We start from the raw sequence: 14,887 nt of genomic DNA, 5'->3' as shown, positions 1-14,887 counted from the left end.
ATTTTTTTTTTTTACTTTATGCTTTTCAAAGCCTCAATCAATAAATCGACATCCTCTAAACTATTATAATGACTAAAGGAAATACGCAAACTAGGCTTCTTCAAATCATCAACAGAGAGCATTTCGGCTAATACATGTGAAGGTCTAATACTACCACTTTGGCAGGCACTTCCTCTCGAAACTGCAATCCCTTTCATATCCAAATGAAACAAAATCATAGCTGTTTTATCTGCACTAAAAGGCAATAAAACATTAACTATATTGTAAAAAGTAGCCGCATCACCATTGATTGCATGACCAGGAAACTCCAATTCTAGCTGTTGAATAAGATGTGTTTTAAGTCCTGAAATATGTGCTTTTTCGTTGTCTAAATTAGCGTAAGCCAACTCTAAAGCCTTCGCCATTCCTGCAATTTGATGCACTGCTTCAGTACCCGGTCGCAAACCTTTTTCTTGTTCACCTCCAAAAAACAAAGGTTGTAAGCCTGAATTTTTTCGAATAAAAGCAAAGCCAACCCCTTTAGGACCGTGGAATTTATGTGCACTTGCCACCAAAAAATCAATCGATAATTCTGCCACATCAATAACAGTCTTACCTATTGACTGCACGGTATCTGTGTGCAACAACACATTGTGTTCCTTACAAATCACAGCCACGCGCTTAAGATCTAAAACAGTACCTACTTCATTATTGACATGCATTAAACTCACTAAAGTTTTACCGTCTTGGCCTAACAAGACCGTTAAATCAGTCAAATCTATAGTGCCATCTGGTTTAATACGTACATAATCCACCTGAATACCATATTCTTGCTGCAGGACCAACACCGTATGCAAAACCGCATGGTGCTCTATTTTACTCGTAATAATACGTTGTACCTTTAAGTCTTTTACGGCTGAACGTAGGATCCAATTATTAGCCTCTGTTCCAGAAGAAGTAAAAATAATTTCTTGTGCACTAGCTTTTATATGCTTTGCTATAGACTTCCTAGACAACTCTAATACACTCTTGGCATTGCGCCCAAAACTGTGAGTTGATGATGGATTTCCGTAGTCTTGTGCCATTACATGAGCCATTTCCTGAATGACTTCTGTTCTAATAGCTGTCGTTGATGCGTTATCGAGGTATACTTTTTTCATTGCTGCAAAGTTATGAAATATCAATTGTCTATTATCCAATATCAATTATCATTTTTTTCGCTATTTTTGTGCAAATAAAAATTTACAATGAAAAAAGTTCTAGGTATATTGGTCCTTGCAATGACTTTAAATGGCTGTGATGATGGTGATTTAACGCAAGAAAACATAGATTTTGATAGCGCAACCGTACAAAGTTGCAGCACCAACAGCATCATTTACAAGCTAAACAGCAAAGAAGCATTGCTACTTGAAATCCCCTCAACGTCCTTTACTACAGAGCCATCTACTACAGGATCTCCTACTGAGTTAAGTATTGGTTCTACCAACAGAGTAGTCTACAGACTATACAATGGGACCGTTGCAACAGACAATATTTGCGAAACAATTGCTCCTGCAACACCTTATGTTACGGATCAATGGAGTGCTACCGATGGGACAATTCAGATCTTTACAACTGCTATAAAAACAACAAATACAACAACAAATAGCACCCGAATTACCGGCTACAATCACAATATTACATTCAAAAACATCACCTTTGCGAAGAGTTCTGGGACGCAAGTTTACGAAACATTTGCCTTTGGCGATTACACTACAACAGCTACTAGCTTGCCTTTTTTGTTTGATGAAACGGTAGAAAAATGCAGTAGTTCAAACCAAATTTACAACTACACGAGTAGCGAAGCCTTGATGCTAAACATCGATCCAAGTCTAATTGTTAATGAAGTTACACCGCTAAACACACCTCGCACAGGACTGATTACTACTACTACAAACGCCTTAACTTACAGACTGTTTTCAGGCTTAGTAACATCGGCATATTTCTGTAATACGACCACTCCTACAACACCTACTTTAAGTCAAGAATGGACTGGAGTAGCGGGCGTAAGTAGCACAAGCGGGATCATCGAAGTAACAACCACCACTAACGGACCTAATAGTTTCAAGCATACAATTGTACTTAAAAAGGCCAGCTTAAAGAAAGGAAACAATAGTTTTTCACTAGGTGATTCATTCACTTACGGCGTACTTTTAACTTCAAATTAAAGCAGCTTTTTTATCTAAAAAAACATCAAAAAAAAGGGTCCCGTTTGCACAGCAAACGGGACCCTTTTTTTGACCTGAAAACGGCTGTTTTACTTGCTGTTTTGCTTAATATAAACCTCGGTTGCACCTTGTCCATATTTTTGATAATTGCCTTCTTGAAAGTCGATATTATCATAACGACCCAACAAAAAATCAAGCTCTGCTTTCAAAACACCTTCGCCAACACCATGAATAAAAACGATCTTAGGAATGCGATTCTTGATCGCAAATTCAATATGTCTTTTAGCCGTTTCCGACTGTAAGGTTAGAATATCATAGTTTGACATTCCGCGTTTATTAAGCACCAGTTTTTCGATATGCAAATCAAATTCTGGAGCCGATCTTTCGTTCTTATCCTTGCGTTCTTTGACAAAACTACGCGGTTTTGGAATGGTTTTTTCCTTTTTAATTTCATCTACATTAATTCTTTTAATAGAATCCATTAAGTTACTGGTAACGTTTACTTTAATTAACTCGTTGACAAAAAATGTCATCACGAATCCTTCCTCCGTTTCTATCGTTACCTCATTATTTTTGGTCGACAGTACGACCCCGTTTATAGCTTCATCAAGCACCGAAACATTATCTCCTTTACTAAACATCTTTATCTTCTTTTTCTTGATTTTTACTTGGCGTTTTCGCACTTAGCTGCATCATCCCAAACATAAAAACAACTATTGCCCCTACTGTGATATATACATTTTTATCGGCACTCACCTGCTCAAAAAAAGCAACGAGTATGGCCAAGATCATTATTGGAATTATTATTTTTTTCATTTTTTAATTTTCAGATTACAAAAGTAAGGAATTAAAAAAGAGCAGTCGTTTTAATCAAAAAGTTTCTTTGGGAACCTCCATAAATCCAATCTCAAAACAACTGTTTTTAGACGCTAAAAATCGGCTGTTTTTTACGCCCTTTTTTCGAACTAAAAAACAGTGTTTTTAAAAATCAAAAATGACCTGTTTTCTATTTTTAATTCAGTCTTAAATTCACCTTTTTCCTGACTGTTGTTTTTTTCTTAATTTTCGAAAATGACCTTGATCCTGTTTTTGATTTTTCAGTTTTGGTTTTTTGAAAAAGTGATTCTCTCAAAATTAGAATTTCTGTCGTTGCGCATTTTGTCATTCGAAGCAAAATCAAATTTTCAGCTGCAGCTTTTTTTTAGTACGAGCCGAAAACAGCCTCTTTTTTTTCGCCATAGATCGCATCCCTTTTTACTGATTTTAAAATCTAGATGAAAGCCATTCTTGCAAACTGTTTTTTCTCTTTGAACAATTTTATCATTTTTTAAATAGTCCCAAACAGTTCTATTTTTTTATTCGAAAATGACCTTGCTCCTATTTTTGATTTTCCAGTTTTAATTTTTTGAAAAAGTGATTTTCTGAAAATCAGAATTTCCATCTTTGCGCATTTTTTCATTCGAAGCAAAATCAAATTTTCATCAACAGATTTTTTAATTACTACAAGCCAAAAATCACATCTTTTTTTTCGTCACAGATCACATCCATTTTTACTGATTTAAAAATCTAGACGAAAAAGATTCTGCAAACTATTTTTTCTCTTTGAACAATTTTATCATTTTTTAAATAGTCCCAAACAGTTCTATTTTTTTATTCGAAAATGACCTTGCTCCTATTTTTGATTTCCCAGTTTTGGTTTTTTGAAAAAGTGATTTTCTGAAAATCAAAATTTCCATCTTTGCGCATTTTTTCATTCGAAGCAAAATCAAATTTTCATCAACAGATTTTTTAATTACTACAAGCCAAAAATCAGATCTTTTTTTTCGCCACAGATCGCATCCATTTTACTGATTTTAAAATCCAGGCAAAAGCCATTCTTGCAAACTGTTTTTTCTCTTTGAACAATTTTATTATTTTTTAAGTAGTCACAAACAGTTCTATTTTTTTATTCGAAAATGACCTTGCTCCTATTTTTGATTTTCCAGTTTTGTTTTTTTTTAAAAGTTATTTTCTGAAAATTAAAATTTCTGTCTTTGCGCATTTTTTCATTCGATGAAAACAAATGCTAAAAACTGTATTTTCGTTCGGGTGAAAAAAGACCTCTTGCACTCTACATTTTTACTTTTGTGAAAACAACATAGCGCACGATTTATTTTTATTTAAAGTAACCGCATCCATTTGTTAGAGTACTCCCAATTGTAAGTCAAAATCCAAAATAGTTCAATATCTTTGTTTTGTTTTTATTTCAGGAAACCCTTACTTTATGAAACAGCTACAAATCCTTTTTTATACAAGCGCTATCATTTACACCAAATGGTATTGTTGTTGTTGCTTCTAAGAATTATTTTTAAGCCCATTCTATTAACTCTTCATTCCCCGTAATCATGACAAAAGATCTGATTATTCAAAATATTGACTCTTTAAAAAGTCATTTCTCGATCAATTACAGTATTAAAACAAAAACAGAAACTTTTACAGAGCAACTGTTTTATACCTTGTTTGACAAAAACGCTCCCTTGAGCGAAAGCATCGACCAACTTGAAAGACTTTTCAAAGACATATCGGCCATTGCTTGCAAAAAACCGCATGCGTTGTGTGATTCTATGTGGGACAAATATTTAGCCCAATTGCCATCGGTACTGGAAAAACTGAATCAAGATGCAGCCTATATTTTAGAAAATGACCCAGCTTCGAATAGCATTGAAGAAGTCTTTCTAGCCTACCCCGGCTTTTATGCCATTGCAATCTATCGTTTAAGCCACGAATTATATGCATTGGACTTATTACTCTTCTCTCGACTTATGAGCGAATACGCGCACCGTATTACAGGAACAGACATACATGCAGGGGCTACGATCGCTTCTCCATTTTTTATTGACCATGCCACAGGAATTGTTATTGGTGAAACGGCCGTCATTGAGAAAAATGTAAAAATCTACCAAGGGGTGACTCTAGGAGCATTAAGCGTAAGCAAAGACATGAAAAATGCCAAAAGACATCCCACCGTGGAAGAAAATGTATGCATTTATGCCAATGCAACCATTCTAGGCGGCGCAACCACTATAGGAAAAGGTAGTATTGTAGGGGGAAATGCTTGGGTGACCAAATCTATTCCTGCCAAATCCATTGTTACCAACACCACAACAACCGAAGTTAAAGTCAAAGAATTAAGATAATATGAAACCTAAAAAATTAGTAGAACTAATAGGGAATACGCCCTTAGTAGAAACAGTGAATCTGGTTGCCAACAAAAACGTGAAGCTTTTATTAAAACTGGAAGGAAACAATCCGGGAGGAAGCGTAAAAGACAGAGCAGCATACAACATGATTGCATCGGCACTGGAAAGAGGTGATATTAAACCTGGCGACAAACTTATTGAAGCTACCAGCGGAAACACCGGAATAGCACTGGCGATGATTGCGCAATTAATGAAAATCGAAATTGAACTCGTCCTACCCGAAGATTCTACCAAGGAACGCACACAAACCATGAGAGCCTATGGCGCAACGGTGATCTTGACTCCTGCCAAAGAAGGAATTCTAGGTTCTAGAGATTATGCCGATAAAAAAGTGGCCGAAGGCGGTTATATCATGCTCAACCAGTTTGCCAACGACGACAACTGGAAAGCGCATTACAAAACTACTGGTCCAGAAATATGGAATGACACCGAAGGAACGGTAACCCATTTCGTATCAGCGATGGGAACAACGGGAACCATTATGGGAACCTCCACTTACTTGAAAGAAAAAAATACCAATATCCAAATTGTAGGTGCGCAACCAAGTGACGGTTCGCAAATTCCTGGAATTAGAAAATGGCCACAAGAATATTTACCTAAGATTTTTGATGCTTCGAAAGTAGATCGCATTATTGAAGTAAGCGAAGACGATGCCCGCGCCATGACTAAAAGACTTGCTCTAGAAGAAGGCGTTTTTGCAGGAATGAGTAGCGGAGGATCCGTGGCTACTGCCGTAAAACTGGCCGAAGAAATGGAATCAGGTGTGATTGTTGCTATTATTTGTGATCGTGGAGACCGTTATTTGTCTTCGGATTTATTTGATTAATATAAAATATGATGATTCAAATTGTACGCACCACACCCGATAATCCTGATTTTATAGCGCTGATCGCGTTATTAGACCAAGACATCAAAATCAAAGATGGTGATGAGCATGCTTTTTATGCCCAATTCAATAAAAGCGATAGTATTAAAAATGCTATTGTTATTTATGATGACCAAATTGCTGTGGGTTGTGGCGCTTTTAAAAAATATGAAAGCGATATTGCCGAAATCAAACGCATGTACGTCAATCCCGAAACAAGAGGCAAAGGGATTGCTACCAAAGTGCTGAAAGAACTAGAAATCTGGGCTCAGGAAGAACACTACAACAGTTGTATTCTAGAAACGGGCTACAAATTTACAGCAGCCATTGGGCTCTATAAAAAAAATGGTTATGCCGTTATTCAAAATTACGGTCAGTACAAAGACGCAGCAGATAGCATTTGTTTTCAAAAGATATTGTAAGCTGTTTTAACTGCTTAGATTAAGATTGAACCACACAAAAACATAGCAAAAAGAGAGAAGGATAACTCCGATCTTAGGTTCGCATTACTATGATTTCCTCCAGCAAAGTAAAACACCTTTTTAAACTTTTAAAATCTATGACGCTATGTGGTTAAAAAAAATTATACCAATTATGGCACAAAAACGACAGCCACAAGACTGGCCTAACCTAAACAAATACCAGCAAGACAACCAACGACTGCAAGCCAATCCTGATCTACCCAAAAAAGTTGTTTTTATGGGGGATTCCATAACAGAGTTTTGGACTGCTGTAGCGCCTGATTATTTTAAAACGCATTCTTACATCAACCGAGGAATTAGCGGTCAAACCACACCGCAAATGCTCGTTCGTTTTCGTGCCGATGTGATTGCTTTACAACCTAAGATAGTAGTGATTCTGGCTGGAATCAACGACATTGCCGAAAACACAGGACCTGCAACCCTAGAAATGATTAGCAATAATATTTTCTCGATGATCGATTTGGCGAAAGCCCACAACATTAAAGTCATCCTTTGCTCTGTTTTGCCCGCCAACACTTTCAACTGGAATCCGAGTATGAGTCCTGCCTTAAAAGTGATGATGCTTAATGATTTATTGTTCGCTTACGCAAAAGCGAATGCGGTGCCATTTATCGATTATTTTTCAAAGATGGTTGACGAGTGCAACGGACTCCCGCTAGCCTTGGCAAACGATGGAGTACATCCTAACAAAACAGGCTACCTCGTTATGGAACCACTGGTTGAACAAGTCATACAAGAAACACTTTCGAACAGATAACAAAAAAAATAGCCCAATCATACCGAAATGACTGGGCTATTTTTTATGCTTCAACAAGCTGCTTACTTGACAACTGTAAAAATGATTTTAGAATCATCGTACACCCGTTGTGTTTGTTTTTTAAAATCCTCAGCCTTGGCATAAAAGATATTAGAATCTTCAAAAAAATATTTTAGCCTATTTTAAAACAGCTATTACGCCCAATTTACAACTTAAAACCAAAAGTTTCTTTGGTAATAAGATTTTAAAAAACTTCCTACAAAAAATAACTAATTTAGTACTCCCAATTTATTATGTTTGTTTAATAAAAATCATCCAATGAAAAAACTAATAAGTGTAGTGCTATTAATCCTGATTTTTTTTCCCATGTTGCTTTATCTAAATCCTTTTGTATGGGGAATGAGAAGATTGCCATATTATCAACCAAATCAGAAAACAGTCAAATTAATCTCTGAACTAAATCGAAAACATCAGCTAGAAATGCGAGTAGGAGAAGTAATAGATACTTTATGGTATTTTAGAGATTTCGAAAATAAAAAACTAGATACACTTCAAAATTTTGAACTGAACTTTATTAGTAACGAATCGCAAAAGGTAGATTTAGAGCAAGTCAAAAATTATGTTGATGAATTTAAAATCAATTTTATGCATCAAAAATATTTCGATTCGATTACGATCACGATGCCTTATGATTCCATAATATACAAAACAAAGATGCAATGAATACAGTAAGATTTTATAAGTCGCAATTGTTCCTTTATGTATTTATTATCTGTTTTGCACTCCAAAATCACTATTTTAACAAATATGTTTTTAATTGGAGTTTTTATGAAAATATAGCTCTTATTGTATTTTTTCTATCTGTTAAAACCGTTTTAGGATCTTTAATCGTTTTAACCGTTCAAAGTCTTAAAATTATAAACAAAGACAAGATAAATACAAATGAAGTTTTATTCCTAATTGCAAATCTAATTCTCTATTACTTTGTAATTGCGTCTAGCTTATTCCTTTCTACTCAAGTACGGTTTTAAAACAAAAAAAAGCCCAATCATACCGAAATGATTGGGCTATTTTTTATGCTTCAACAAGCTGCTTACTTGACAACTGTAAAAATGATTTTAGAATCATCGTACACTCGTTGTGTTTGTTTTTTAAAATCCTCAGCCTTGGCATAAAAGATATTATCTACATACGTTTGCGGATTCAAGTCAATCAACGGAAACCACGTACTTTGAATTTGGATTTGAATTTTATGCCCTTTCTTGAAGGTGTGCATCACATCTTGCAACTTCACATTCACCGCTGTTTTTTGATTGGCTACAAAAGGTTCTGGATTGATAAAACTATTTCTAAAACGACCTCGCATCACTTCACTACGCACCATCATGTGGTAATTGCTCATTTTTAAATACGGCGCCACATCTGCCGTTTCTGGTTCATCCGCTGGGAAAACATCGATTACTTTCACAATCCAGTCTGAGTCGGTTCCAGATGTAGAAACTTGCAATTGTGCCAAAATATCTCCTGCTAGCGTAGTCTCAGTCGTTAAAGCTTCGGTTTCATAAATGACAACATCAGGTCGTCTTGCTGCAAAACGCTGGTCGTCGGTCATGTATTTTCGGGGTGTAATCCCTTTTTGATTGATATCCTCAGTAAACGGCACTGGTTTTTTAGGATCACTAATAAATTCGATAAAATCACCACTTTTACCGCTTTGCGTTGTTAATTTGTTCTCGTTTAAAAACATCGTTTCTTTCACCGCATTTTTTGGTGGCCAAGCGTCATAGGTTTTCCAGTCTTTCACTCCCGTGTCAAAAACATAGGCTTCGGGTAATTTATTTTCGCTTTTACCATTTTCTTTTAAGAAATGACGAAAAAAGTGGGCTTCAATATTTTTTTGGTAGAAACTCGAAATACTATCACCAAACTTTATATTTCCTATGGTAGCAGTAGCACTATTTCTAGCCCAATCGCCGTGACTCCATGGCCCCATAACAATTGTATTGTAGTTTTTGCTGCTTTTTTCAATGGCTTGGTACGTATTCAAAGGACCGTATAAATCCTCAGCATCAAACCAGCCACCTACAATCATTACCGCAGGTTTAATATTTTTTAAATGTTGTAGAATTCCGCGTTTTTGCCAAAAATCATCATAGCTCGAATGGTCTTTTAGCTGTTGCCAAAATTCATTGTCTTTGCCATAAAATGTATCCAAATTAGTCAACGGCCCAGCATCAAGAAAAAACTGGTAATCGTCCTTTGTGCCTACATCAGGAAGTGTGTACCAAGACTTGGTAGTTTTATCGGTTTTTTGAATCCCAAATAAAGGAGTTGCTTTCCAATAGCTCAATAAATAAGCCCCATTGTGATGAAAATCATCAAAAAAGAAATCACTAATACAAGCCTGAGGCGAAACCGCTTTTAAAGCAGGATGGTTGCTCAACAGCGAGTACGTAGCATAAAACCCGGGATATGAAATTCCCCAAACTCCAACATTCCCATTGTTGTTTGCCACATTTTTTACTAACCAGTCAATCGTGTCATAGGTATCTGAGGCTTCATCAACCTGTGTATTTACTTTTTTATTAGGAATAAAAGCGCGCATATTGTCATACAAACCGTCGCTCATCCAGCGTCCGCGTACGTCTTGATAGACTACAATATAGCCTTCTTTCATCATGGTTTCGCTAGGGCCTACGCTTTTCTTGAATTGCGTTTCTCCATAAGGCGCACAGCTGTAAGGCGTACGCTGCATGATAATAGGGTATTTCTTTGAAGTGTCTTTTGGGCTGTAAATGGCCGTAAACAAAGTAGCACCATCGCGCATTTTAATACTCACCTCTTTTTTAGTGTACTGCTCCCCAACCGGATTTGGCGCATTATCTTGAGCAAAAGCGCTGACTGTAATTGCGAAAAACGCAATAAATAATAGTTTTTTCATGTAAATAATAGCTGATTATAGAAACGTAAAGATATTTAGAATAATACTATAATGAAACAACTTATAGGCGTTTTTTAAAATATCACTAAAAGTGGGTATTGCGGTCTTGATTTATAAAGTGTTTATTTACAACAAGTAAATAATGTACTAAAAATACGTCTGTTTTTGTTGTTGTTTGCGGGTTGTAGGAAACCCTAGAGTTACACGAAACGTTGAAAATACATTGCAAAGCAAAACTATCCAAATTGTAAGTCTGATAGAATATTTTTTTACTTTAAATACTATCTTTACAAACTAAACATATTTCACAAAGAACAATGAATTTAATAGAACTTGGAATTGAAAAAGGAATTATAAAGTTTGACGAAGAACAAAACTTCATAACTTACATTCAACAAAACAAAAAAAGAAACTACAACAATCCCGAAGAAAAAGTTCAAGCCGAAACATTTCTTACACTTGTATTGATATATGGTTATCCCGAAAAAAGAATAAAACAATTTGTTTCTGTTCAAATGGGTTCAGAAACCAAAGAAGCAGATCTAATTGTTTACAACGATGATGATTGCCATAGTACGCATATTCTAGTAGAATGTAAAAAAGAAGACTTAACAGACCAACAATTTAATATTGCCGTTGACCAAGCTTACAGTTATGCAGTTGCAGAAGGTGCAAAATATGTATGGACAACTTCTCGAATAAAAAATCAATATTACGAAGTACCAACAGAAAAGCCAAAAAGCAGAATTGAAATCCCAGATATTCCGCAATATGGTATCGATAAATTAGCACCTTATAAATATGTAAAAGGTGGTTTTTCGCAATTAGATAATCAAACAAATATAGTTTCTGAACCAAACGAAAAAAATACGCAAAAGTTTTTCGAGTTACAAGTCGTTTCAGAAAGCGAACTAACAAAAATATTCATTCAATCACATCAAGCGCTGTGGGGAGGTGGTCAAAGAAACCCAAGTGTTGCTTTTGACGAATTAGACAAACTTATTTTCTGTAAAATTTGGGACGAAAAACACCCAAGAAAAACAGGAGAACCTTATGATTTTCAAATTTTCAGAGACGAAGACCCAGAAGATTTATTAAAACGTGTAAAAGCTATTTATGCAATTGGAGAAAAAGAAGCTCCCGAAGTTTTCAAAGATGGTATTACTTTAACGGCACAAGAAACACTTACAATCGTTAAGTATTTTCAACGTATCAATTTAAACAAAACCGATTTAGACAGTAAAGGAAAAGCATTTGAAACCTTTATGGGCAGTTATTTCCGTGGCGACTTTGGGCAATACTTTACACCAAGACCAATTGTAAAATTTATTGTAGATAGTTTACCAATCACACACAAAGCAAGAGTATTAGACACTTCTTGTGGTAGTGGTGGTTTTCTTCTTTATGCTCTCGACAAGGTTCGTGAACAAGCATCTGAATATTATGATGTTATCAAAGATGAAAAAGACCATTACAAGCATTGGCACGATTTCGCAGAAAAAAACCTTTTTGGAATAGAAATTAACGACCAAATTGCACGTACTGCAAAAATGAATATGATTATTCACGATGACGGACATACAAACGTTATTGCTTCTGATGGTTTAGTAACCGATGAAGAAATGCAAGCCAATTCTAAAAACAAAGAATTCAAATACAATTCTTTCGATTATATTATTACAAATCCACCTTTCGGCAGTAGCATAAAACAAACCGAAAAAGCATATATGCACAACTACTCGCTTTCTAAAAAAGAAATCGATTGGTTAAATCCTAAAGACACAAAAGAAACAATCCGCGATAGTCAAAGTACCGAAGTGTTGTTTATAGAACAATGTTATAAGTTCTTGGTAGAAGGTGGTTATTTGGCTGTTGTTATTCCTGATGGTATATTAACCAATAGCAGTATGCAATATGTGCGAGATAATATCGAAGAAATGTATCGTATTGTTGCAGTGGTTTCAATGCCACAAACTGCCTTTAGTGCCACAGGTGCTGGTGTTAAAAGTTCGGTTATGTTTTTACGCAAACACAAAGCAAAACAAACCGAAAAAATAAACAACCAAAAAAACAAACTAAAAATCGATTTAAAAATCGAAAACAAATACATAAAAACTATTGACGCTTGGGATAAAGAAAAAACAGTTGCCATAAAAGAATTGGAACGTTTGGCAAAACTAAACAACCCAAACGCACCTAAAAAAGATATAACGGCACTAATAAAAGACGACAAGACAACTTTACAACAACAATTTACCGAAAAAGTAAATCTGCTTAAAGAAGAAATGACCGAAAAGTATTTTGAAGCCAAACAAAACCTTTTAGACGACTACCCTATTTTTATGGCAATAGCCGAAGACATCGGTTATGATGCTACAGGTAGAGAAACAAAAACAAACGAATTAGTGGAAATTGGTACTGAATTACAAAAGTTTATAACTCACATTAATAAAACCGAAAAATAATGAGCAGTTATTCACTAAACAATACATCTTTAGACAAAAACAAAGTTTTTATTTTACAAAAAAGTGAAATTGAAAAACGTTTTGACCCACAATTTTACATTAATCCTGTAAAAATTAAAAAACCTGTAAAACTCTCTACGTTAGTTGAAATTAAAGGAGGAAAAAGAATACCAAAAGGGCTTAATTACTCAACAGAACCAACGGTATACCGATATTTAAGAGTTAGTAATATGAAAGATTATGGCTTTATTGAATGGGGTAATTTAAATTATATTTCAAAAGATATTTACGAATTTTTAGAAAGGTATAAAATTGAAAAGGATGATGTCATAATTTCCATTGCTGGAACTGTAGGTAAAATTTGTTATGTCGAAAATGATATATTAAATACTATTCTAACTGAAAATTGTGCTAAACTTTTAATAAAAGATAAAGATAAATTGTTGCCAAAATATCTTCATATTCTTTTAGAACTCTCAACTTCAAAAAGACAAATTGAATTGGGTTATATACAAACAACTATTCCTAAACTAGGTTTTGATAAGATTTCAGAAATACAATTACCTTCAATACCATCTTTAATAAGACAGAAAGAAATAATTTCATTATATAATTTTTCTGTAAATCAAAAACAACAAAACGAAGCCGCAGCCGAAAAACTTTTAAATAGTATAGATACTTATTTATTAAAAGAGTTAGGTATTACATTACCAATTCAAAAAGAAAACACTTTAAAAAGTAGAATGTTTACAACGTCTGTGAAAGAAATTTCAAGTAGTCGTTTTGACCCTTATTTTAATAAAGTGTATTTCAACGAAGTTTTTAAATCATTTTCAGAAGCAAAATATCCAATTAAAAAAATAAAAGAAGTATTAGAAAATATAAAAACGGGTACTACTCCACATCAAAAACTAAATCCATATTCTGAAAATGATGGTTTTGTCTTTTTAAGAAATACTAATCTTAAAAAATATCAGATAGATTTGAGCAACACTAAATATGTTCAAGAGCAATATGAAAACTTATTAACTTTTTCTGAAAAAAATGAAGTTATTATGTGTATTGCTGGTACAGTTGGTTTGTCTGCTAAAAATGATGTAGAAAATCCAATATCTATAAATCAAAATGTTTCAGCACTAAAATTCTTTGAAGATTTAGTAAATCCAGATTTTGCAACATATTGGTTTAATTCAGATATTTTTTTAGAATTAACAAAAAGGTCTTGTTCTATTGCAACGATTTATTACTTAAATAATGATAATTTAAAATTATTACCAATTCCTGTTCCACCACTCAAAAAACAAATAGAAATTGCTAATCACATTACTCAAATTCGTCAACAAGCACAAGAATTAAAAGACAAAACAAAAAAGGCGTTACAACTTGCGAACCAAGAAATAGAAAATTTACTTTTAAACTAATATTAAAAATGGAAATCAATCAAAATTTGTCTTCCTCTGAACTAGAACTATGTTGTCATATTTCAACTTTTGGAGTTTATGAAATTTACCAAGCAGCCGAAGATGTGCAATATCTTTTTGCAATAGATAGTAATAATTTAATATGCAGTTGTTTCGAATTTGTAGAATATGAGGATTATGTTCAATTAGCACATATGCATACTGTTGATTATTTAAAAGGACAAGGTTTAGGGAAACAAATTTTGAAAGAAGCAGTAGATATTTATGGTTCATTTGAGTTACCATCTACAAATCACAACAGTACTTATTACTTTATTGAAGATGGATACAGTTGGATTCAAGATCGTTTTGATGATAGAACGCTTTCAGAGTCAAAGTTTAGAAGACCTTAAAATAGGAAATTATGAAAAAAAGGTTTTCTACAACTGCTTTGATGTAGCTGGAATTTAGAAATGGAACTTCCAGTCGATTCAAAGGTAAACTACATGTCGTTCAGCCCGAATAAAACCGTACTTGCTGGTAAAAATTTAC

At 34.3% G+C, this 14,887-nt stretch carries 13 protein-coding genes; 9 read left to right on the top strand and 4 right to left on the bottom strand.

The features are described 5' to 3' along the window. Positions 1–11: 11 nt before the first annotated feature. Positions 12–1,139, bottom strand: coding sequence for a cysteine desulfurase family protein (locus H8R24_RS10110; RefSeq protein ID WP_187018617.1), 1,128 nt, complete (start codon positions 1,137–1,139; stop codon positions 12–14). Between the two features lie 87 nt (positions 1,140–1,226). Here H8R24_RS10110 and H8R24_RS10105 point away from each other — a divergent pair, with 87 nt between their 5' ends. Continuing rightward, on the top strand, positions 1,227–2,186 hold the full coding sequence (locus H8R24_RS10105; RefSeq protein ID WP_187018614.1) for a hypothetical protein: 960 nt from the start codon (positions 1,227–1,229) through the stop codon (positions 2,184–2,186). A gap of 89 nt (positions 2,187–2,275) precedes the next feature. Here the strand turns inward: H8R24_RS10105 and H8R24_RS10100 are convergent, their stop codons facing one another. Further along, entirely contained in the window at positions 2,276–2,827 is a 552-nt protein-coding gene (locus H8R24_RS10100; RefSeq protein ID WP_187018611.1) for a Smr/MutS family protein, read from the bottom strand. Next, positions 2,820–3,002, bottom strand: coding sequence for a hypothetical protein (locus tag H8R24_RS10095; protein ID WP_187018609.1), 183 nt, complete (start codon positions 3,000–3,002; stop codon positions 2,820–2,822). Before H8R24_RS10095 ends, H8R24_RS10100 begins: the two co-directional genes overlap by 8 nt. A 1,568-nt stretch (positions 3,003–4,570) precedes the next feature. Between H8R24_RS10095 and epsC the strand changes: the two genes are divergently transcribed. From epsC to H8R24_RS10070, 5 genes are all read left to right on the top strand, one after another. Beyond that, a complete protein-coding gene (gene epsC / locus H8R24_RS10090) occupies positions 4,571–5,362 on the top strand; it encodes a serine O-acetyltransferase EpsC (RefSeq protein ID WP_187018607.1) in 792 nt (263 codons plus the stop codon). 1 nt (position 5,363) lies between these two features. Beyond that, a complete protein-coding gene (gene cysM, locus H8R24_RS10085) occupies positions 5,364–6,251 on the top strand; it encodes a cysteine synthase CysM (RefSeq protein ID WP_187018605.1) in 888 nt (295 codons plus the stop codon). An 8-nt stretch (positions 6,252–6,259) separates the two neighbouring features. Continuing rightward, on the top strand, positions 6,260–6,712 hold the full coding sequence (locus H8R24_RS10080) for a GNAT family N-acetyltransferase (RefSeq protein ID WP_317172579.1): 453 nt from the start codon (positions 6,260–6,262) through the stop codon (positions 6,710–6,712). Positions 6,713–6,884: 172 nt separating this feature from the next. Then, the gene (locus H8R24_RS10075) at positions 6,885–7,529 is read left to right on the top strand and encodes an SGNH/GDSL hydrolase family protein (protein ID WP_187018602.1); all 645 of its coding nucleotides are present in this window, start codon (positions 6,885–6,887) and stop codon (positions 7,527–7,529) included. 318 nt (positions 7,530–7,847) lie between these two features. Continuing rightward, positions 7,848–8,252, top strand: a complete 405-nt coding sequence (locus H8R24_RS10070; RefSeq protein ID WP_187018600.1) for a hypothetical protein — start codon at positions 7,848–7,850, stop codon at positions 8,250–8,252. A gap of 370 nt (positions 8,253–8,622) precedes the next feature. On the opposite strand, the gene H8R24_RS10065 is transcribed toward H8R24_RS10070, so the two are convergent. Further along, entirely contained in the window at positions 8,623–10,470 is a 1,848-nt protein-coding gene (locus H8R24_RS10065; RefSeq protein WP_187018598.1) for a CocE/NonD family hydrolase, read from the bottom strand. A 317-nt stretch (positions 10,471–10,787) separates the two neighbouring features. Between H8R24_RS10065 and H8R24_RS10060 the strand changes: the two genes are divergently transcribed. Genes H8R24_RS10060 through H8R24_RS10050 form a run of 3 tightly spaced genes read left to right on the top strand, consistent with a single transcriptional unit; the run spans position 10,788 to position 14,748 of the window. Then, positions 10,788–12,935, top strand: a complete 2,148-nt coding sequence (locus tag H8R24_RS10060) for a restriction endonuclease subunit M (RefSeq protein ID WP_187018596.1) — start codon at positions 10,788–10,790, stop codon at positions 12,933–12,935. Further along, a complete protein-coding gene (locus H8R24_RS10055; protein ID WP_187018594.1) occupies positions 12,935–14,356 on the top strand; it encodes a restriction endonuclease subunit S in 1,422 nt (473 codons plus the stop codon). The genes H8R24_RS10060 and H8R24_RS10055 overlap by 1 nt, the downstream gene beginning before the upstream one ends. A gap of 8 nt (positions 14,357–14,364) precedes the next feature. Then, positions 14,365–14,748: a hypothetical protein gene (locus H8R24_RS10050; protein WP_187018592.1), complete on the top strand. Its 384-nt coding sequence runs from the start codon at positions 14,365–14,367 to the stop codon at positions 14,746–14,748. Positions 14,749–14,887: the final 139 nt, after the last annotated feature.

The sequence above is a fragment of the Flavobacterium muglaense genome (assembly GCF_014305155.1).
GTDB lineage: Bacteria > Bacteroidota > Bacteroidia > Flavobacteriales > Flavobacteriaceae > Flavobacterium > Flavobacterium muglaense.
The sequence above is the reverse complement of the archived record's forward strand: the minus strand, read 5'-3'. Positions and strand labels throughout refer to the sequence as shown.